This is a genomic window from Cryobacterium sp. MLB-32, assembly GCF_000738085.1.
GTDB lineage: Bacteria > Actinomycetota > Actinomycetes > Actinomycetales > Microbacteriaceae > Cryobacterium.
In genome coordinates, this window is sequence record NZ_JPRS01000161.1 from 1 (window position 1) to 19,150 (window position 19,150).

A 19,150-nucleotide genomic window follows, 5' to 3' on the forward strand; every position below is an offset into this window, starting at 1 on the left:
GCGGGCTCGACCACGACGCGTGGCGGCACTCCCAGAGGCACGGCGGGGTTTCGCTGCGCGTCGGATACCGTCGGGGCGGGCGATCGTGGTGCCGGTGCCGGCGGCGGGGTCGGGGGTTGCAGCTTCTGCTTCGCGATGTCGGCCAGGCCATCGGGGTTCGCGTCGGTCGGGCTCAGCACGGTGAGTTGCGCGTGCACCTCCAACACGGCCCGCCACTGGCCGGAGTCTGCCAGGTATCGCATTTCGGCGTGCAGGTCAGCGACCTGTTGACGTGACGCGCAGTGCTGAAGGCGGCCGGCGGCATCCGGATACGAGTTGAGGCCCTGCAGCAGGCGGTACTCACGAATCGCCACGGGCCAGTCTTCGGCCTCCTCCGCGTTGCGGGCCCGCGCGTAGGTTTCGGCGGCTTGCTGGGCGCGTTGCAGAATCTCGCGCAGCTCGGCGGCACCGTCGTAGCTCGGGTCCAGGGCCAAAAGGTCGTTCACGAGCACCAGCGCGCCCTCGTCGTCCTGCAGGCGGTGCTTGGCGCTGGCCTCCACGAACATCGCGCGCAGCGCCGCCGCCGACACGGTGGTGAAGGGTGCGGCGGGAGGAGCAGCCGGGGGCGGGGGAGTGGCGGGCACCGCCGCCGGGGGAGTGCTCTCCGCTCGCGTCGGCGGTGCCGGTCTGGTGGGTTTGCTGAGCGTGAACAGGTGAGTGGAGCCGCCGCGCACGTAGAGCACCGGGGTGACCCATTCCAGCGTTTGCTCTCGCAGGCCCAGAATCTCTCGACGCCCGCTGAGCGCGGCTTCGTCCACGTCTCGTCCGCTCGCCAGAGCGCCGTAGAACCCCCGGGAGAACGCTATGGCGGCACGGTCGCTCACGGTGAACTGCATCGCGACGACGGCGCTGATTCCGCCGTGCACCACGGCCGCTGCGACGGCCGAAAACAGGTCGGTATCGCCCGATGCCCCGGAGGCGCACGAGTTCAAGACCACCAGTCGTGGGCTCGGGTGGGCCTCCCGAAAGAGATCCACCAAAGCGGATGCCGTCACCATCTGCGAGCGCCCGTTCTCGCCCACGAGGGCTATCCGACCTTCGTCACTGCTCAGGTCGTAGTCTCCGTGACCGATGAAGTGCAGAATGTGCCACGGTCCCGCACGCAGCTGGCTGAGAATCCCGCTCCAGGTGGCGTCGGCGGCCCACACGAGTTCGACGAGCCCCGCCGCGATCGACGGGTGCAGCGCCTGTTCGAGGTGAGCCTGTTCCGCCTCGGTATCGAGCTCCGGCAGGTCCCGCGGCGCAGACACGATGCCCAGCACCCGAAGCGGAGGGGTCAGTCGGGTCGGTTTCGGGTTGTAGTCGCTGGCCGGGATATGGCGCAGCAGCACGTCTTTACGGCACAGGTACGTCTGATCGTCGGGATCGAAAAGCATCTCCCACGGCAGTGCGGCAAGTTCCGGTGCGGCGAGCCGCAGCACCAGGCGCAGTCGCTGTCCGTCCTCGGCCAGCACGCCCTGACTCGAGTGGTAGGCGGCGTTGATCGGGCCGGAGAAGAGCGTCTCAAAGAGTTGCGTGCCTACTTCTCGAAGGGGTTTTTCCTGCGGTGCCGCGATACGTCGGCCCGGCGTCGTCGAGGCCAGAACGGTCGATTCCAATTCCGGAAGCCTGTCAAGGATTGCGTCGACGTCGAGATGGATGATGCCGCTGGCCTGACCGCTCGTCGGGGCTCGCACCACGTCTACCTGATACTCACCGCGCCCGTCGTGTCGACGCTTGATCAGCAACTCCAGATCGCGATCCATCGCGTCCGCCCTTGAAATAGTCGGGACCGTCACACAGCTTGTGGCCATCGACGTCGCTTTACCCCTCAATACTGGACCCCCATCGAGGCCGTTTCAAGGCCTCCGTTGCCCTCGCTGTTTCGGGGCAGAGTCATAGCCCGGTGGTCGGCTGGGGTCTTCGCGCGCTGGCTGGCTGCGGGCGCGCACGACGAAGGCCCGGCCAAACTCCTTCGGTTGGCCGGGCCGCGTGATTGAGTGCGTGCGTGCGTGCGTTAGCGCGTCACGTATTGAGCAATGCCTCACGCTTCTTTGCCCGGCGAACCTCGTGCAGGATCGGCTCGGTGTATCCGTTCGGCGAGGATGCGCCATCGACGATGAGTCGTCGGGCGGCCAGGAACGCGAGGCCCGGCCCGGCACTGCCGATCAGGGCTTCGTAGGTCGGGTCGCCGGCGTTTTGCGCGTCGACGACGGCAGCCAGGCGTCCGAGGCTCGCGTCGACATCCGCTGCGCTGACCACGCCGTGCAGGAGCCAGTTCGCGAGCAGCTGGCTGGAGATGCGCAGTGTCGCTCGGTCTTCCATGAGCGCCACGCCGTGAATGTCCGGAACCTTGGAGCATCCCACGCCGTTGTCCACCCAGCGAACGACGTAGCCGAGGATGGACTGCACGTTGTTGTCCAGCTCGGTCAGGCGCTCGTCGTCGCTGAGGTCCCGCTCGGCGAGGGGGAGAACCAGGATCGGGTCGAGCGACTGGGGAGCACGCCCGGTGAGTTCCTGCTGCCGTGCTGCCACATCCACTTCGTGGTAGTGGATGGCGTGCAGCGTCGCGGCCGTGGGAGACGGTACCCAGGCGGTGGTAGCGCCGGAACGGGGGTGCGCGATCTTCTGCTCGAGCATGTCGTGCATGAGATCGGGCATGGCCCACATGCCCTTGCCGATCTGGGCGCGGCCGGGGAATCCTGCCGCGAGGCCGGCGTCCACGTTGGCGTTCTCGTAGGCCGCCATGAAGGGCATCGATCGGATGGCCGCCTTGGTGGCCACGGGTCCGGCGTGCATGGAGGTGTGGATCTCATCGCCCGTGCGGTCAAGGAACCCCGTGTTGATGAACACGATGCGTTCGGCGGCAACGGCAATGCAGGCGCGCAGGTTGAGCGTCGTGCGCCGTTCCTCGTCCATGATGCCCACCTTCACGGTGAGGGGAGGCAGGCCGAGGAGCTGTTCCACCCGGGCGAACAGGTCGACGGTGAACGCCACCTCGTCGGGGCCGTGCATCTTGGGCTTCACGATGTACACCGAGCCGGTGCGTGAGTTGCCGCCGCGAGCGTCGCCCACGAGGTCGGGGAACGATCCGAGCACGGTCATCACGGCGTCGAGGATTCCTTCGTACACCTCTGTGCCGGACGCGTCCCGCACGGTGTCGGTGCTCATCAGGTGTCCCACGTTGCGCACCAACAGCAGGCTGCGGCCGTGCAGCGTCACCTCTCCGCCGTCGGGGGCGGTGTAGACGCGGTCGGCGTTCATGGTGCGCGTGAAGGCGCCGGCGCCCTTGCGCACGGTCTCGCTCAGTGTGCCGCGCATGAGCTCGCGCCAGTTGCGGTAGCCCAGCACCTTGTCGTCGGCGTCGACTGCGGCCACCGAGTCTTCGAGGTCCATGATCGTCGTCACGGCGGACTCGAGCACGATGTCTTGGATACCGGCGTTGTCCGTGGCGCCGATGGCTGCGGCCCGGTCGATGATCACGTCGAGGTGCAGGCCGTTCTGACGCAGGAGCACGGAGGACGGCGACGCCGAGTCGCCCCGGTAGCCGACCAGGGCCGAGGGGTCGGCCAGTCCGGCGACGGAACCATCGCCGAGGGCCACGACCAGCGCGCCGTTTTCGATGCGGTACGCGGCGGCGTCGGCGTGCGAGCCCGTCTCGAGCGGCACGGACTGGTCGAGCAGGGCTCGTCCACGGGCGATTACCCGCGCACCCCGCACGGGGTTGAAGGAGCCCGAGCGGTCAGCGCCATTGTCATCCGCTATGGCGTCGGTGCCGTACAGGGCGTCGTAGAGCGAACCCCACCGGGCGTTTGCGGCGTTCACCGCGAAGCGCGCGTTGAGCAGCGGGACGACAAGCTGCGGTCCTGCCTGCGACGCGATTTCAGTATCGACGCTCGTGGTGGTGATGGTGTACTCGCCGGGTTCGGGCTTGAGGTAGCCGATGCCGGTCAGGAACGCGCGGTATTCGGCCGGGTCGGGCTGGCCGGGGTGGGCCCGGTGGAAGCCGTCGATCTGGGTCTGCAGGTCGTCCCGGATGCGGAGCAGTTCGGCGTTGCGGGGCGCGAGGTCGCGGATCAGCTCGCTCAGGCCCTGCCAGAAGGCGTCTGCGGCGATGCCGGTGCCCGTCAGGGCTTCGTTCTCCACGAATGCGGCGAATGTGGCGGCGACGTCGAGATCGGCGCGCTCGGTGCGGGCGAAGATGCCGGGGGCCGGAGCCGTGTCGGGGGTGGTGACGGGTGTGTTCATCGGTGAACTCCTTGGGCTAGTGCGGGGGCGCCCGCTCGGCCAACTATGTGTGGTGAGTATCCCACTTGGCGGAGTAAATCGGAAATACGATTCCACATTGCGGAAGCTCGGGCAGAAAAAGAGTTGACGTGTGGTTCGGTGTCTGCTTATGCTTTCCACCAGACAAGAAATATATTCCGCTATTCGGAAACAGGCACCGATGGTGGCTGGTGAAAGGGTGTTCGATGACGTACACGGTGAACTGCTCGATTCTGCTCACGGAGGTGGCGCTGCGCGAGCGTCCGGAGCTCGCCAAACGGGCCGGATTCGACGCCGTCGAGTTCTGGTGGCCGTTCAGCACGTCCGTGCCTGCCGACGCCGAGGTCGCGCAGTTCGAACGGTCCATCACGGATGCCGGCGTGCAGCTCACCGGACTCAACTTCAACGCGGGCGACATGCCCGGCGGCGACCGCGGGCTGGTCTCCTGGGGTGCCCGTTCCAGTGAGTTTCGGGACAACCTCGATGTTGTCGTCGGCATCGGCGAGAGGCTCGGCTGCCGATCCTTCAACGCCCTCTACGGCAACCGGATCGCCGATGAGACCCCCAGCCGTCAGGACGAGATCGCGATCGAGAACCTGGCTCTGGCGGCATCCGCAGTGGCCCGCATCGGCGGAACCGTGCTGTTGGAACCGGTCAGCGGTGCCCCGGATTACCCGCTGCTGACGGCCGCCCACGTGTTGAGCGTGATCTCCCGCGTTCGGGAGAGCAGCGGCGCCCAGAACGTGAAGCTGCTGGCCGACTTCTACCACCTCGCCGTGAACGGCGACGACGTGGATGCCGTCATCGAAGAACATGCCGCCCATTTCGGTCACATCCAGATTGCCGACAGCCCAGGAAGGGGCGCGCCGGGCACCGGCACCCTGCCGCTGGAGCGGTGGGTCACGCGCAGCCGCGAACTGGGCTACGAGGGCCATATCGGCCTCGAATACAAGCAGTCCGCAGAAACCGCCTTCGGGTGGATCCCGCAGCACTCCCTCTTCAGATAACCCCAGCGACCAACCCCAGCGACCAACCCCAGCGAAGGAAAAACAATGAGTAACGTCTCCGTCATCGGCCTCGGCATCATGGGGCTGCCCATGGCCGTCAACCTCGTGAAAGCGGGCCACAGCGTCACCGGCTTCAACCGTGGCCAGGCCCGTATCGATCTTCTCGTGGAGGCCGGCGGGCGGGGCGCGGCCAGCGTGGCCGAGGCTGCCCGCGGCGCCGACGTCATCATCACCATGGTGCCCGATTCCCCCGACGTCGACGGCGTCGTGAGCGGACCCGACGGCGTGTTCGCGCATGCGGCCGCGGGCACCCTCTGGATCGATGCCAGCACCATTCGACCGGATGTCGCCACGCGCCTCGCCGCCGCCGCCACGGCTGCGGGACTTCGCGCCCTGGACGCGCCGGTCTCCGGTGGCGAGCAGGGCGCCATCGACGGGGCCTTGTCGATCATGGTGGGCGGAGATGCCGCCGACTTCGCCGCCGCGAGCGACGTGCTCGGTGCGGTCGGGAAGACCATCGTGCACGTGGGCCCGGCCGGCTCCGGGCAGACCGTGAAGGCCGCCAATCAGCTGATCGTGGCGGTGAACATTCAGGCGCTGGCCGAAGGCATCGCGTTCCTCGAGGCCCACGGCGTGGACATGGACGCGGCGTTGACGGTGCTGGGCGGCGGGCTGGCCGGCTCGAAAGTGCTCGAGCAGAAGGGCCGCAAGATGCTTGACCGCAATTTCGACCCCGGCTTTCGCCTTGCGCTCCACCACAAAGACTTGGGGATCGTCACCGCTGCCGCCCGCGAGGCCCGCGTCGTCACCCCCCTTGCGGCGATCGTGGCGCAACTCGTGGCGGCCGCCGTCAACCAGGGAGACGGAGCGCTGGACCACTCCGCTCTCGTCACGGGAGTGCTGACGCTCTCGGGTCGCCCATAGCTGCGCATCACCCCGCTGCGCATCACCCCCACCTCGCATCACCCCGCCGCGTATCACCCCGCCGCGTATCACCCCGCCGCGTATCACCCCCGGCTCGAATCACCCCACACTTGCCTCCGAAGGAGCACACATCATGACACGCATGCGCACGGTTGACGCCGCCGTTTTGATCCTGGAAAAGGAGGGCGCCGTAGAGGCGTTCGGACTTCCCGGCGCCGCCATCAACCCGTTCTACTCCGCCATGAAGGCACACGGCGGCATCCGCCACACCCTCGCCCGCCACGTGGAGGGCGCCTCGCACATGGCCGACGGATACTCCCGCGCCGTCGCCGGCAATATCGGTATCTGTATCGGCACGTCCGGCCCCGCCGGCACCGACATGATCACCGGCCTCTACGCGGCTTGGGCCGACTCCATCCCTATTCTCTGCATCACCGGGCAGGCCCCGGTGGCCAAGCTGCACAAGGAGGACTTCCAGGCCGTGGACATCGAGACCATCGCCCAGACCGTCACCAAAATGGCCATGACCGTTCGGGAACCGGGCCAGATGCCCGGCGCCTTCCAGAAGGCCTTCCAGCTCATGCGCTCGGGTCGCCCCGGCCCGGTGCTGCTGGACCTGCCGATCGACGTGCAGCTGGCTCAGATCGAGTTCGATATTGACGCCTACGAGTCGCTGCCGGTGGAGAAGCCCCGGGCCAGCCGGGTGCAGCTGGAGAAGGCTCTCAACCTGCTCACCGCCGCCACCCGGCCCCTCATCATCGCCGGCGGCGGCGTGATCAACGCCGATGCCTCAGCGCAACTGGTGGAATTGGCTGAGACTCTCGGAGTACCCGTGGTGCCCACCCTCATGGGCTGGGGCTCGATCTCCGATGACCACCCGCTGATGGCGGGCATGGCCGGCCTGCAGACCTCCCACCGCTACGGAAACGCCACCCTGCTGGCCTCGGACTTCGTGATCGGCATCGGCAACCGCTGGGCCAACCGCCACACCGGCGGCCTCGACACCTATACCGCCGGGCGCGTCTTCGTGCACATCGACATCGAGCCCACCCAGATCGGCCGGGTGTTCTCGCCCGACCTGGGCATCACCTCAGACGCCGGCGCCGCCCTCGACGGGTTGATCGTGCTGGCCCGGGAACGGCAGCAGGCCGGCACGCTGCCGGACTACTCCGACTGGGCGGCGGAGTGTGCCGAGCGCAAGGCCACCCTGCACCGCAAGACCCACTTCGACAATATTCCGATCAAACCCCAGCGGGTGTATGAGGAGATGAACCGGGCATTCGGCCAGGACACCGTGTACGTGTCCACCATCGGTCTGTCGCAGATCGCCGGCGCCAGATGCTGCACGTCTTCGGTCCGCGCAAGTGGATCAACGCCGCGCAGGCCGGCCCACTCGGCTGGACCCTGCCCGCCGCGCTCGGCGTGGTGCGCGCCAATCCCGGCGGCACCGTCGTAGCCCTGTCGGGCGACTACGACTTCCAGTTCATGATCGAGGAGCTGGCGGTGGGCGCCCAGTTCAACCTGCCCTTCATCCACGTTGTCGTGAACAACTCCTACCTGGGCCTGATCCGCCAGGCCCAGCGTGGCTTCGACATGGACTTCCATGTCTCCCTCGCGTTCGACAACATCAACACTCCCGACACGTCCCCGGGCATCAAGGGATACGGCGTCGACCACGTTGCCGTGGCCGAGGGACTCGGCTGCAAGGCTGTGCGGGTGACCGACCCCGCCGAGCTGGGGCAGGCCTTCGCCACTGCGCAGGCCCTGTTGCTGCAGCACCGGGTTCCGGTGGTGGTGGAGGTGATCCTGGAACGGGTCACCAACATCTCGATGGCCGCCGCCGAGATCGACGCCGTGAACGAGTTCGAGGAGATCGCGCTGACCGAGGCTGACGCGCCCACCGGCAACCTCGCGGTTCGGGTCTAGGGCAGAACATGCGCGTAATCATCGCCCCGGACAAGTTCAAGGGTTCCCTCTCCGCACCGGAGGTGGCTCGCTCGCTGGAGGTGGGCCTGCGCGCGGCGGCCGCGAGCCTCGGCTACCCGATCGACGTGCTGTCCATTCCCGTGGCCGACGGCGGTGAGGGAACCGTCGACGCCGCCGTCGGGGCGGGCTTCGAGCGCCGCATCAGCACGGTCAGCGGTCCCACCGGCCATCCGGTGCAGGCGGCATTCGCTGTGCGCGGCGCCGAAGCGGTGATCGAGATGGCGGCCGCGTCCGGCCTCGATCAGCTGCCCGGTGGCATCCGTGACGCGCTGGGTGCCACCAGCCGGGGAACCGGCGAACTGATTCGCGCCGCGTTCGACGCGGGCTGCACCCGCATCGTTCTCGCGATCGGCGGCAGCGCCTGCACCGACGGCGGTTCGGGCCTGCTGCGCGGGCTCGGCGCGCGCCTGCTGGATGCCGATGGCGCCGACCTTGCGGAGGGCGGCGCCGCACTCGCAGGGGTGCACCGCATCGACCTGTCGGGCCTGGACACCCGACTGGTCGACGCGAGCATTCTGCTCGCGAGCGATGTGGACAACCCGCTGCTCGGTGACAATGGCGCCGCCACGGTCTTCGCTCCGCAGAAGGGCGCCTCCCAGGCGCACGTCGTCCTCCTGGAATCTGCCCTGACCCGCTTCGTGGCGGTGCTGACGGATGCCGGCGGCCGAGCGCAGAGCGCGACCGCGCCCGGTGCCGGCGCGGCGGGCGGGGTGGGCTACGCCGCCCTCGCCGTGCTCGGCGCGACCCGCCGACCGGGCATCGACATCGTGCTGGAATTCACCGGACTTGAGGAGCGTCTCGCCGGGGCCGACCTCGTGATCACCGGGGAGGGAAGCCTCGACCAGCAGAGTCTCGCCGGCAAAACCCCGGTCGGTGTCGCGCGTGCCGCCGCGCGGGCCGGTGTTCCCGTGATCGCCGTGTGCGGTCGCACCACGCTCAACGCCGACGACGTGGAGCGCGCCGGGTTTCTGCGGGCGTACCCGCTCACCGACCTCGAACGCGACCCCGCCCTCAGCATGAGCCGGGCCGGCCCGCTTCTCGAACGACTGGGCGAGCGCATCGGCTGGCAGCACGCTCCTCATGTGCTGCCGCAGCAGCGATCGAACACGGTCGATTTCTGAAATAAGTCTTCCATCTCCCTGTGATCGGCTGGATCGGCGTGGCCCTGACCGGCTCCGACACCTCGTCCAACGCGCTCTTCGGGCAGTTGCAGGTCACCGCCGCCAACGCGACGGGCCTGTCGCCGGTGCTGATGGCCGCGGCCAACTCGTCGGCCGGTGTGCTGGGCAAGATGCTCTCACTGCAGAACCTGGCCGTGGCGGCCGCCGCCGTCGGTTTGCAGGGAGCGGAGAGCGTGCTCTTCCGCAAGCTCATCGGTTGGAGCCTGGGCCTTCTCGTGCGCTGGATCGTGGCAGTGGTGACATCGGCCCGGTTCGTGCACGTGCCGCCGATCCAGATCTACGCTCAGCTGCTTGATGGGGGCGCGTATGTCGGTCTGTGCTGCCCACGGGCCGATGACGCGTGTCGCGAGCCGCCCGGTTGCCGGGGGTCTAGCGACCCACGCGCCCGAACAAGGCGGCGATCGGGGCCACGATGAGCGGCCGAGCGGCCGCAACGCCGCCGGCGATCACGAGCAGGGAGGCCGCGAAGATGCCGAGTCCCGTCCAGTTCACCACGTCCTGACCGGCGTACATGTGGTTTAGGTTGCGCAGCGCTCCGGTGGCCAGAACGAGGGTCACGTGGAAGAAGATGAAGATCACGAAGTACAGCATCACGGGGAAGTGCACCGCGCGGGCGAGCTCAATCGGGTAGATCTTGTTCAGCCTCGTGGCGCCCTTCGGCCAGAGACCAGACATGCGCACCCCGGTGGCCGCGGCGAGCGGTGCGGCGATGAAGACGGTGGCAAAGTAGGTGAGTTGCTGCAGGCCGTTGTAGTTCACCCAGCCGTTCTCGGTGGGCCAGTCCAGCGACACGTACTGCAGGATGGCCGACAGGGCGTTGGGGAATACCTCCCAGCTGGTGGGAACTATGCGCACCCACTGCCCGGTGGCGAACAGCAGCACCACGAACACGGTGCCGTTCACAACCCACAACAGGTCGAGGGACTGGTGGAGCCAGATCGTGAGGCTGATCTTGCGCGTGGGGTTCCACTTGGGAGACCAGAAGACTGTGGGACGCGTCTCCGAGCGGGTCTGCAGACCGGAACGGATGATGAGCAGGATGAGGAACACGTTGAAGAAGTGCGCCCACCTCAACCACCAGGGCAGGCCGACCGGTGCTCCCTCGGGCAAGTGGTATTCGCCGGGGTAATCGGCGACAAAATTCTGCAGCGGCTCGGTGCCCAGCAGCCACTGCACGAGGAGGGCCGCCACGGCCCCGATCAGGAGGAGCGCGGCGCCGGCCAGGGCTGCGAGGCCCGTCCACTGGGGGAGCGTGCGACCGCGGTAACGACGCCGTTCCGGTGCGGCGACAGTGGCGGGCGCAACGGCAACGGGCTTGGGCGCCGCCACGGGCGCGGCCACGGGCGCGGCCACAGGCGCGGCCATATGTTGAGCACAGGCGCGGCAACGGGCTGGGCCATCGACGCAGCCAGGGGCTCGGTCACGGAGGTTGGTTCGGCAACGGGCGCCATCAGGACCGGGGTCACGGCCCTGGCTACGGCAACCGGCACCGCGCGCCGGGGCGGCCACGGCTCGCCGCCCACGGTTCGGGGCAGGCCTCGCCGTTGCAGCACCGTGTTCGCGCCGAGCTCAGGTGCCGGAGCGGCCGGAACAGACGCCGAAACCGTGGCAGGGACCGCAGCCGCAGCCGCAGCCGCAGCCGTCTCCGGAACACCCGTCGTCGCCACCGTCTCCGGCAGAGTCTCTGCCGCAGGCGCGCGCGAAGTCTCCGGCGCCGGCGCCGCAGTCGCAGTCGCAGTCGCAGTCGAGCCCGAGCGTGGCGGCGGCCAGGGAGTTCCCCCACGGATCCGGGGCAACCCGCTGCGCCGTGCTTGCGTGGAGAGCGGCTCCATCATCTCTAGCCTTTCTTTGCGGCCAGCGCCGAAATCAGCTGAGGCACCACGGTGAAGAGGTCGCCGACCACGCCGATGTCGGCGATCTCGAAGATCGGCGCTTCGGGGTCTTTGTTGATGGCCACGATGGTCTTCGACGTCTGCATGCCCGCTCGATGCTGGATCGCCCCCGAAATGCCGAGCGCGATGTAGAGCTGCGGGGAGACCGACACTCCGGTTTGCCCCACCTGGTACGAGTGCGGCACATAGCCGGAGTCCACGGCCACCCGCGAGGCGCCCACGGCGGCACCGAGCACATCCGCGAGTTGCTCCACCAGGGTGAAGTCTTCGGCGGAGCCCACGCCGCGCCCGCCCGCCACCACTCGGGCCGCGCCACGCAGCTCCGGGCGTGTCGAGGTTGAACTCGCGGCCGTGAAGGATTCGATGGTGGCGGCCGGGAGGTCGGCCGCGGAGAAGTCGAGCTCGTCGATCGTGGGAGTCGTGGCGTCAGCACGGTCGTCGACCGCGCCCACCCGCACGGAGATCACCGGAATTCCGTAGGTCACCGTGGAGTCCACCTCCCAGGCTCCTCCGTACGCCGAGTGGTGCGCGATGATTCCCTCGTCGTCGCGGCCGACTCCCACGGCGTCCACCGAGAGCGCGTTGCCGGTGCGAACGGCGAATCGGCCGGCTACGTCGCGGCCGTCGATGGTGTTCGAGATGAGAACCGCCGCCGGGGCGACCTTCTCGTAGGCGGCCATAAGAGCGTCCACGAGCGGCGCGGTCAGCACCGAGAGCAGAGCGGATGTCTCGGCCACCAGCACTTTTTCGGCGCCGAGCGCACCGGCGGCTGCGGCGGCTGCGTGCCCGGCGCCGGGGGCGGCCACGACCAGCGCGACAGCACTGCCCACGCTGGAGGCGGCTCCGATCAGCTCGGCCGCGCTCGTGGGCAGGGAACCTGACGCCAGAACGGGCAGGAGAACGAGAATGGGGGTACGTGAATCTTCAGACATGTCACACCAACCTGTTTTGCACGAGGAAGTCCGCGAGCTGTTGTCCCGCGTCGCCCTCGTCGACGATCTTGACGCCCGCGCTGCGAGCAGGTTTCTCACTCACGGCGATCATGATCGAGCGGGGCAGATCAGCATCCGCGTCCACGCCGAGTTCGGCCAGGTCTGCGGTCTCGACGACCTTCTTTTTCGCCGCCATGATGCCCTTGAAGCCGGGAAAGCGAGCATCGGGAAGCCGTTCGCTGATGGAGATGACCGCGGGCAGCTGGGCGGTGATGGCCAGCACGCCGCCGTCGGTTTCGCGCTCGCCGCGAATCTCGGAGTCGGAGATCACGAGGGTGTCGAGGTTCGTGGCGTGGGCCACGCCGAGCCGTTCCGCCAGCATGGCCGGAATCATGCCGGCATTTCCGTCGGTGGAGATGTTCCCGGCGATCACCAGGTCGAAGCCGATGCGCTCAACGGCCTTGGCGAGAACCTCGGCCGTGAGCGTGAGATCGGCGCCGACCATGCTCGCGTCGAGCACGTGGAAGCCGCTGGTGGCACCCATCGCCAGTGCTTTGCGCATGGCGTTGGGAACCGACGCGGGCCCCACGGAGAGCACCACGACCTCGGTGTCGGGATGAGCCTCGGCGAAGGAGACGGCCGCCTCGGTGGCCCGCTCATTGATCTCGTCGAGCACCCTGTCGTTGGCTTCGCGATCCAGGAGCCCGGTCTCGAGGTCGAGCTTGCGTTCCTTCCAGGTGTCGGCAACTTCCTTCACCAAAACGACAATCTTCATCTCCGGGCCTCCCGGCCGTCTCGTTGGTCTGTCAGGTTCATCTGTGAATGGTGCCGGCTACGCGGCGGGCACGGGGTCAGCGCCGAGGGCTGCCAGCACGGCGGCGGCGATCTGGGCATCCACGGGCGGAGGGCCACCGGCCACGCCGAGGCCGCCCACGTGCACGCCGTCGAAGCCGAGGGGCACGCCGCCGGGCACGCTGGTGAGCAGGCTGCCGGTACCGTGCTCGAGAGCCACCGACAGCGCGGCGGGAACGAGCGCGCTCGGTCGACGCGTCGAGGAGCCCGTGTTCGCCTTGCGCCGACTGGTCTCCACGCTGTGCGGCGTGGTGCCGTCGGCGCGGCCGTAGGCCACGAGGCCCAGGGCGGGATCGACCACTGTTGCCGACACGTTCACGCCCACCTTCGCGCCCTCCTCGATCGCGAGGGCGATGGCGCGCGCCGCGGTCGCGTAGTTGATCGTGGCGACGGTGGTGTGGGTGGCGGTCTGCGTCAACATCAGTGTGACCCGTGGTGTTCGAGTACGGCCCCGGGATTGAGGATGCCTGCGGGTCGAGGGCATTCTTGATGCGGTGGTTGAGTTCGAGCACGTCCGGGCCGAGGTATTCGGCCAGCCAGGGGCGCTTCAGCCGGCCCACCCCGTGTTCGCCGGTGATCGTGCCGCCGAGGCGGATCGCGAGGTCCATCACCTCTCCGTAGGCCACGTGCGCGCGTTCCTGCTGCGCCTCGTCGGTGGGGTCGAGCAGAATCAGCGGATGCGTGTTGCCGTCGCCGGCATGCGCGATGACCGCGATGGTCACGTCGCGGTTCGCGCTGATGGTGGCGATGCCCGTCACCAGATCGCCCAGGCATGGCACGGGAACTCCCACGTCTTCCAACAGCAGGGCCCCGAGCTTCTCGACGGCCGGAATGGCCATCCGTCGGGCCACGATGAAGGCCTCGCCCTCCTCGGGGTCGTCGGTGGAGTAGCACTCGGTGGCGCTGTTCTGATTGCAGATGTCCTCGATGAGCCCGATCTCCACGGCGGCATGGCCGGCGGGCTCGTCGGACTGGGCGATCAACATGGCGGCCGCACCCCGGTCGAGCCCCATGCGGGTCAGGTCTTCAACGGCGTTGATCGTGACGTTGTCCATGAACTCGAGCATCGAGGGACGCATGCTGCGGGTGATGGCGAGCACGGCATCCGTTGCGCTGTTCAGGGTCGGGAAGCTGGCCACAAGGGTCGTCGGCGGTCGCTGGGCCGGAATGAGGCGCAGCAGCACCTCGGTGATGATGCCGAGCGTGCCTTCGCTGCCGACGAACAGCTTGGTGAGCGACAGCCCCGCCACGTCCTTGAGCCGCGCGCCTCCGAGCTTGACTACTCGTGCGTCTGAGAGCACCACTGTCATGCCGAGCACGTAGTCGGTGGTCACTCCATACTTGACGCAGCACAGGCCGCCCGCGTTCGTGGCCACGTTGCCGCCAATCGAGCAGATCTCGTACGACGACGGGTCGGGCGGATACCACAGGCCCTGGGCTGAGGCCGCGGCCTTGACCTCGGCGTTCAGCGCGCCCGGGCCGGCCACGGCGGTTCTCGTGACGGGGTCGATGGTGATGCTCTTCATGCGATCCATCGACAGCACGATGCCGCCCTGCACGGCGGTGCTGCCGCCGGAGAGTCCGGAGCCGGCGCCGCGGGGCACGATGGGGGTGCCAGTGGCGGCGGCGTAGCGGATGACGGCCTGCACCTCTTCGGTCGAGCTCACCCTGATGACGGCGAGCGGCACGCCCGCATCCGGGTCGTTGGCTCGGTCCCAGCGATAGGCATCCATGCTGGCGGGGTCGGTGATCACGCTCCCCGGGGGCAGCGCCGACTCGAGTTCGCTGAGAGTCGTAGGGTGATCGAGAGTTTGCGCATCGTTGCGAGCCATCTTGAGCGGTCCTTTCTGACCGGGAATTTCAAAATGCTACCACGACGACGCTTCCAAATGGAATACTAATTTCATATTATGGAAGTTCATAATGTTCGCGACCATCGTCAGCGACACGGCCGGAGAAGGGCGCCTCACCGCTCAAGCGCCCCCGTCGGTCGAGGCGCGAGGCACGAGCGATCGAGACCCCGCGAGACGATCTTCCCACCCGGCCGCGTTGAGGATCAGCCTGCGAGGTCTCGAGCGCTGCTTCGTCGCGCCTCGATCAGCGGAATTGGCAGAGTTCTAGCCCGGTGGTCGGCTGGGGGTGTTCGCGCGGTGGCTGGCGGCGGGCCGCCAGGTGCGGGTCGGGTCGAATAAGACCGGTCCGCGTACTTCGGGTCGGCCGCGCACCATGCGGATCTCCCACCCGGAGGTGTCGATCGTCGCGTGGTGGTACCAACAGAGCAGACATCCGTTGTCCACATCGGTCTTGCCGTGGTGCTGCCACGGGATGATGTGGTGCACCTCGCACCAGGCGGCCGCTACCTTGCACCCCGGTATGACACAGCCGCCGTCGCGGGCGGCGATCGCCCGTCGCTGGCCCGGGGTGAAGAATCGCTTCTTCTCGCCGAGGTGGAGTACCTCGCCGTTCTCGCCGAGGATCACGTTCTGGAACCCGCCGGCGCACATCTTCTGCCGCACCGCCCGGAGGGAGATCGGAGCCTCCACTCCGTCGACCCACCCGACGCCACTGCCGCTCTTGAGATCGGCCGCGTTTACGTGCACCATGACGACGGGAGCGGCCCCACCCATGCTGGGCGTCTTCGAATCACGGGCCGTGACGTCGAACAGGGCCCGCAGAATGTCGGCCCGCTTCTCGCCGCCCGTGCGTGGGTCTTCGAACTCCTCCGCGCCGGGGATGAGCTCCCCGGCCTCGATCAGCGCCTGCTGTTCCTCACTCGGGAACGCCGGCGCCGCGTGGGCGGAGAGGAAGGTGTTGAAGACGCCGTCCATGATGCCGCGCAGTTCCGGCGTCACGCCGCCCCGCAGGGGATACAGGCCGGCCTTGTACCGGCCGAACCCGACCGTGCTTTTCGCCGCCGTCACGTCGTCTGAGGGAGCGGCGCCGTCCGGGTCGAGTCGCGCTTCCCACTCGTGGGCCTGTGCCCGGATCAGGTCGGCCGAGAACGCGATCCCCGCCCCCGGCAACCCCTCTGTCTCCGGGGTGATCGCCCCGGTAGCCGACGCCACCAGCGCCCGCTCCACCCGGTCCAGATCATCCGGAGCAACTCGCCTCGACAGCGGCTCTAGCGCCGTCACAATCACTTCGGCCGCATCCACCCCGAGTTCCCCGGAGGCGAGTCCCTCGGCGACCGCCGGGTGCTGCACCGGAACCTCCTGCCCGAGCAGCCCGCTTGCGGCACTGGCCGCACCGGTGATCAAGCCGCCGAGGCGCATTCGCCGTTTCGCTTCGGAACTCGATACCCGAGTCACCCCGGTGATCAGCTCGTACTTGCCCCGACATCCGTTCTTGTAAGCGAGAGACTCGTGGCCGAGCGCCGAGTCGGCCCGAGCTGCGACGTCTGTTGCTGAGGACACTCGGGCCCCGTCCACTCGGCGCCCGATCTTTTCCACCACCCCCATCACAGCCAATGACGCTGTGCCGTCGAGCCGGGAGTAGTTCACACCGGCCAGCGCAGCAGCCATCGAGGCCTCGGCCAGCTCCAGCTGGGCGATCACCTCGAAATCAAACTTCTGCGTCGTTGACATACCCCTATTCTCCCACGAATCGAACAAAAAGACGAGAATTACTCATCATAAACTCAGGCAGAATAGGATTTTTGTTTCCCACTAGTCTCGTCGCACTCATTCGGTCGGCGGGCACTCGTTCAAACGAGTGCCCGCCGACAAGACGAGTGCCGCGAGGGCGCGCCCGAGCCCGGTCGCCCTGGTCGCGAGACAGCCCGCGTTGCTCAGATTGGTCACGCGTTCCCCAAAAGTCTGGTGGCCCGCGTTTGGCGGGTGGGCACTCATATAGACGAGTGCCCGCTGGCCAAGCGAGTGCCGCGAGGGGGCAACTGCGCCCTGCGTGCTGCCCGCGTGGCCAACTCGCGCGACGAATACGGGCAGGGACTAACTTTCAACCAGCCCCAGCACCGACCCACTTAGGGAGCGCTGCTGTGCGGTTCAACGTTGTGCACGGTGCAGTTGAACAGTTCCCACGCCGTCACGCCGGACACAGGGTTTGTGGTGCGCCACTTGTCGGGTACCGGAATAGACCGGCGCGAATCGCCCCCGCGGCCGGGCTGGCGAATGGCGCGCAGTTCCAGGCTCACGGTGAACGGGCCGCCCGGGCGCAGCAGGGTCAGTTTCACGCGGTCGGGATCCGCGCCGGTGAGGGCATAAATCTCAAGATCGTCATCGAGAACGACGGCCTGGCCGGACAACAGCGCGACAACTGCGTCGCGGAGGTCTGGGTGGAGAAAAGGGTGAACCCACGCGAAGGTGGTGAGCGCATTCTGCCCGTGGATGGTTCGGACCGCCTCGCCCAAGTCGCCCCTCCCGCTAGGTGTGCGTGGAATCCTCGTAGTCTAGGCCGACGCCGGAATCGGGGCCAGAGCGAACGGCATGCCCTGCACGTCGAACGGCCTGCTCGGCGGTTCCGAGGGCGGTGCGGAGAAGCTCGGCGCGTTGCGGGGTCATGTGGGTGGCGCCCGGCCGCACAATGTGCAGGATGCCCGGAAGTACCAGGGCGGCGTTCGTGAGCAGGCCAACCTCGTCGTAACTGCCCGCGAGCATCTTGATCGCGCGATCTTTATAGTCGGAGAAGTTGACGTAGATCACGTCGCCGGCCGTCACTAACTCAGGCGCCGCGGGTTTGGTGAGTTGCATCGTGCCGAGGCTGGAGAGCAGGTCCAGCCACTGCGACGCAACGTTCTCTTCAGGCCCAGGTGCCGGCACAGGCGCTTCCGCGTTTGCCACTAGCGAGTCGGCAAACTCGGCGAACTCGTGCGGTGTCGCATCCGGGTGCGTGCGGGCATAGGTGGCGAGAGCGGATGCCCGCTCATCGACGGCCTCCAAGGGTTCCGCCTCGGGCTTCGAGGTGAGAACCCCACGCACTCGCCCGCCGTAGGTCAAGAGGGCCTGGATGCCGTTCTCCGCATTGCGGATAGCTTCGGAGGGCGATCCATGGCCGATGTCCGTCATGGTGAGAACCGCAACCTGCCGCTCGGTGCTCGGCCGGGTCGCGAAGTCGAGCAGGAGGCGGGCGTGTTGCTCTGCCGGCGGCTCGATGGAGGCGACGACCGTGCCGTGGCGTGAGATCAGAACGCGGCGTTGATTCCCCAGAGCCGCGAGCACGTTGTGCACCTCGTTCTTGAACCGCGACACCGGTACTGGACCAAAGTCGACTGCAGCCACCACACTCTCCTTATGTCGCGATAACGAAATCCAGTTTACCCGATAAATCTCGGTAATGTGAGATTCTCGCCCAGCGCATGAGAGACGGAGCCCGATGTCGATCTACAAATCCAGTGTTGAGAGCTATCGCGACACGACGAAATGGCTCGCGGCGTTCACCCCCGTGACGGCAATTCTCACCGCCGTGGTCGTCACCGGCGCGCCGGTCGGTGCGAGCCTGACGGGCGCCACGGATGCGGGTGATTGGTTCCAGCGCCACGCGGTGTTGGGCGTCTGTGTGCTGGCCATATTCGTCGCCGTGGCAGCGATTCTCTGGCGCGCTGCCGCCGTGCTGAGTGTGGAGCCACGGGAGGTCGTGACGATTCTGAAAGATAAGAAGATCGCGATGGCGCGGGCCGTGGAGAGCGCCTTTGGCGTCGGCATGCTTGCCCCGGATTTTTTCACCGAGGCGTCGTTCATGAAGGCCACCCAGGTTTTCTACGCTGAGCTCGAGCCGGGGCGCCCGGTTCCCCACGACCGTGACCGGCTGGTGGCCGCCTTCGAGTCGCTACGCGAATGGAAAATGTTCCTCGAGACGCGCCGGCAATTCCGGGTGTTCCTCATCACGCTCGGCATTGGTGCCGCGGTGATCTGCGCAGCAATCGCCGGTGCCTTGACCCAGATCCCCACGGGCGCACCCATCGGCAAGCCAGTCGTGGTGGCCGTGACCCTGGATTCTGCTGGAGCGGATGCCGTTCGCCAGGCCACCGGATGCACCGACCCGGCTCGGGCCGAGTTCTCCGCGGTCGGTGGCACCTGGGGAGCGCCGACGCTCACCGTGACCGGCCCGGGCTGCGCCTTCGGGGCCACCTGGGTTCC

The 19,150-nt window shown here is 67.7% G+C and carries 13 protein-coding genes and 3 pseudogenes; 6 read left to right on the forward strand and 10 right to left on the reverse strand.

Translation table 11 applies throughout. The features are described from left to right. The coding region (locus JF66_RS14290) for a CHAT domain-containing protein (protein ID WP_035879144.1) at positions 1-1,784 on the reverse strand (1,784 nt) is incomplete at its 3' end. 259 nt (positions 1,785-2,043) lie between these two features. Continuing rightward, the gene (locus JF66_RS14295) at positions 2,044-4,266 is read right to left on the reverse strand and encodes a malate synthase G (protein WP_081882405.1); all 2,223 of its coding nucleotides are present in this window, start codon (positions 4,264-4,266) and stop codon (positions 2,044-2,046) included. Positions 4,267-4,490: 224 nt separating this feature from the next. On the opposite strand from JF66_RS14295, the gene JF66_RS14300 reads away from it, so the two are divergent. From JF66_RS14300 to JF66_RS24455, 5 genes and pseudogenes are all read left to right on the forward strand, one after another. Next, the gene (locus JF66_RS14300) at positions 4,491-5,291 is read left to right on the forward strand and encodes a hydroxypyruvate isomerase family protein (RefSeq protein ID WP_035879145.1); all 801 of its coding nucleotides are present in this window, start codon (positions 4,491-4,493) and stop codon (positions 5,289-5,291) included. Between the two features lie 45 nt (positions 5,292-5,336). Further along, positions 5,337-6,215, forward strand: coding sequence for a 2-hydroxy-3-oxopropionate reductase (locus JF66_RS14305; RefSeq protein WP_035879146.1), 879 nt, complete (start codon positions 5,337-5,339; stop codon positions 6,213-6,215). Positions 6,216-6,348: 133 nt separating this feature from the next. Further along, positions 6,349-8,141: pseudogene (gene gcl / locus JF66_RS14310) on the forward strand (glyoxylate carboligase). Positions 8,142-8,149: 8 nt separating this feature from the next. Continuing rightward, the gene (locus tag JF66_RS14315; RefSeq protein ID WP_035879147.1) at positions 8,150-9,322 is read left to right on the forward strand and encodes a glycerate kinase; all 1,173 of its coding nucleotides are present in this window, start codon (positions 8,150-8,152) and stop codon (positions 9,320-9,322) included. Between the two features lie 17 nt (positions 9,323-9,339). After that, positions 9,340-9,654 (forward strand): annotated as a pseudogene (locus JF66_RS24455) (L-lactate permease); the annotation flags it as partial. A gap of 97 nt (positions 9,655-9,751) precedes the next feature. Here JF66_RS24455 and JF66_RS14325 read toward each other — a convergent pair. The 8 genes and pseudogenes from JF66_RS14325 to JF66_RS14365 all read right to left on the reverse strand — a co-directional run bounded on the left by JF66_RS14325 (position 9,752) and on the right by JF66_RS14365 (position 18,292). Beyond that, positions 9,752-10,747, reverse strand: a complete 996-nt coding sequence (locus JF66_RS14325; protein WP_081882406.1) for a cytochrome b/b6 domain-containing protein — start codon at positions 10,745-10,747, stop codon at positions 9,752-9,754. A gap of 472 nt (positions 10,748-11,219) precedes the next feature. After that, positions 11,220-12,206, reverse strand: coding sequence for an electron transfer flavoprotein subunit alpha/FixB family protein (locus JF66_RS14330; RefSeq protein ID WP_035879149.1), 987 nt, complete (start codon positions 12,204-12,206; stop codon positions 11,220-11,222). Position 12,207: 1 nt separating this feature from the next. Beyond that, positions 12,208-12,981 carry an electron transfer flavoprotein subunit beta/FixA family protein gene (locus JF66_RS14335; RefSeq protein ID WP_035879150.1) on the reverse strand — a complete coding sequence of 258 codons (774 nt, stop codon included), beginning with the start codon at positions 12,979-12,981 and terminating at the stop codon, positions 12,208-12,210. Positions 12,982-13,038: 57 nt separating this feature from the next. Beyond that, on the reverse strand, positions 13,039-13,542 hold the full coding sequence (locus JF66_RS25370; protein WP_156109812.1) for a heme-binding protein: 504 nt from the start codon (positions 13,540-13,542) through the stop codon (positions 13,039-13,041). Positions 13,543-13,585: 43 nt separating this feature from the next. Next, a pseudogene (locus JF66_RS14345) lies at positions 13,586-14,890 on the reverse strand (FAD-binding oxidoreductase); the annotation flags it as partial. A gap of 285 nt (positions 14,891-15,175) precedes the next feature. Beyond that, positions 15,176-16,642 carry an HNH endonuclease signature motif containing protein gene (locus tag JF66_RS14355; protein ID WP_035879153.1) on the reverse strand — a complete coding sequence of 489 codons (1,467 nt, stop codon included), beginning with the start codon at positions 16,640-16,642 and terminating at the stop codon, positions 15,176-15,178. Between the two features lie 395 nt (positions 16,643-17,037). After that, entirely contained in the window at positions 17,038-17,424 is a 387-nt protein-coding gene (locus JF66_RS14360; protein WP_035879154.1) for a hypothetical protein, read from the reverse strand. Between the two features lie 13 nt (positions 17,425-17,437). Beyond that, a complete protein-coding gene (locus JF66_RS14365) occupies positions 17,438-18,292 on the reverse strand; it encodes a hypothetical protein (protein ID WP_156109813.1) in 855 nt (284 codons plus the stop codon). Positions 18,293-18,386: 94 nt separating this feature from the next. On the opposite strand from JF66_RS14365, the gene JF66_RS14370 reads away from it, so the two are divergent. Continuing rightward, positions 18,387-19,150 (forward strand): hypothetical protein (locus JF66_RS14370; protein ID WP_035879156.1); only part of this gene is annotated, 764 nt, incomplete at its 3' end.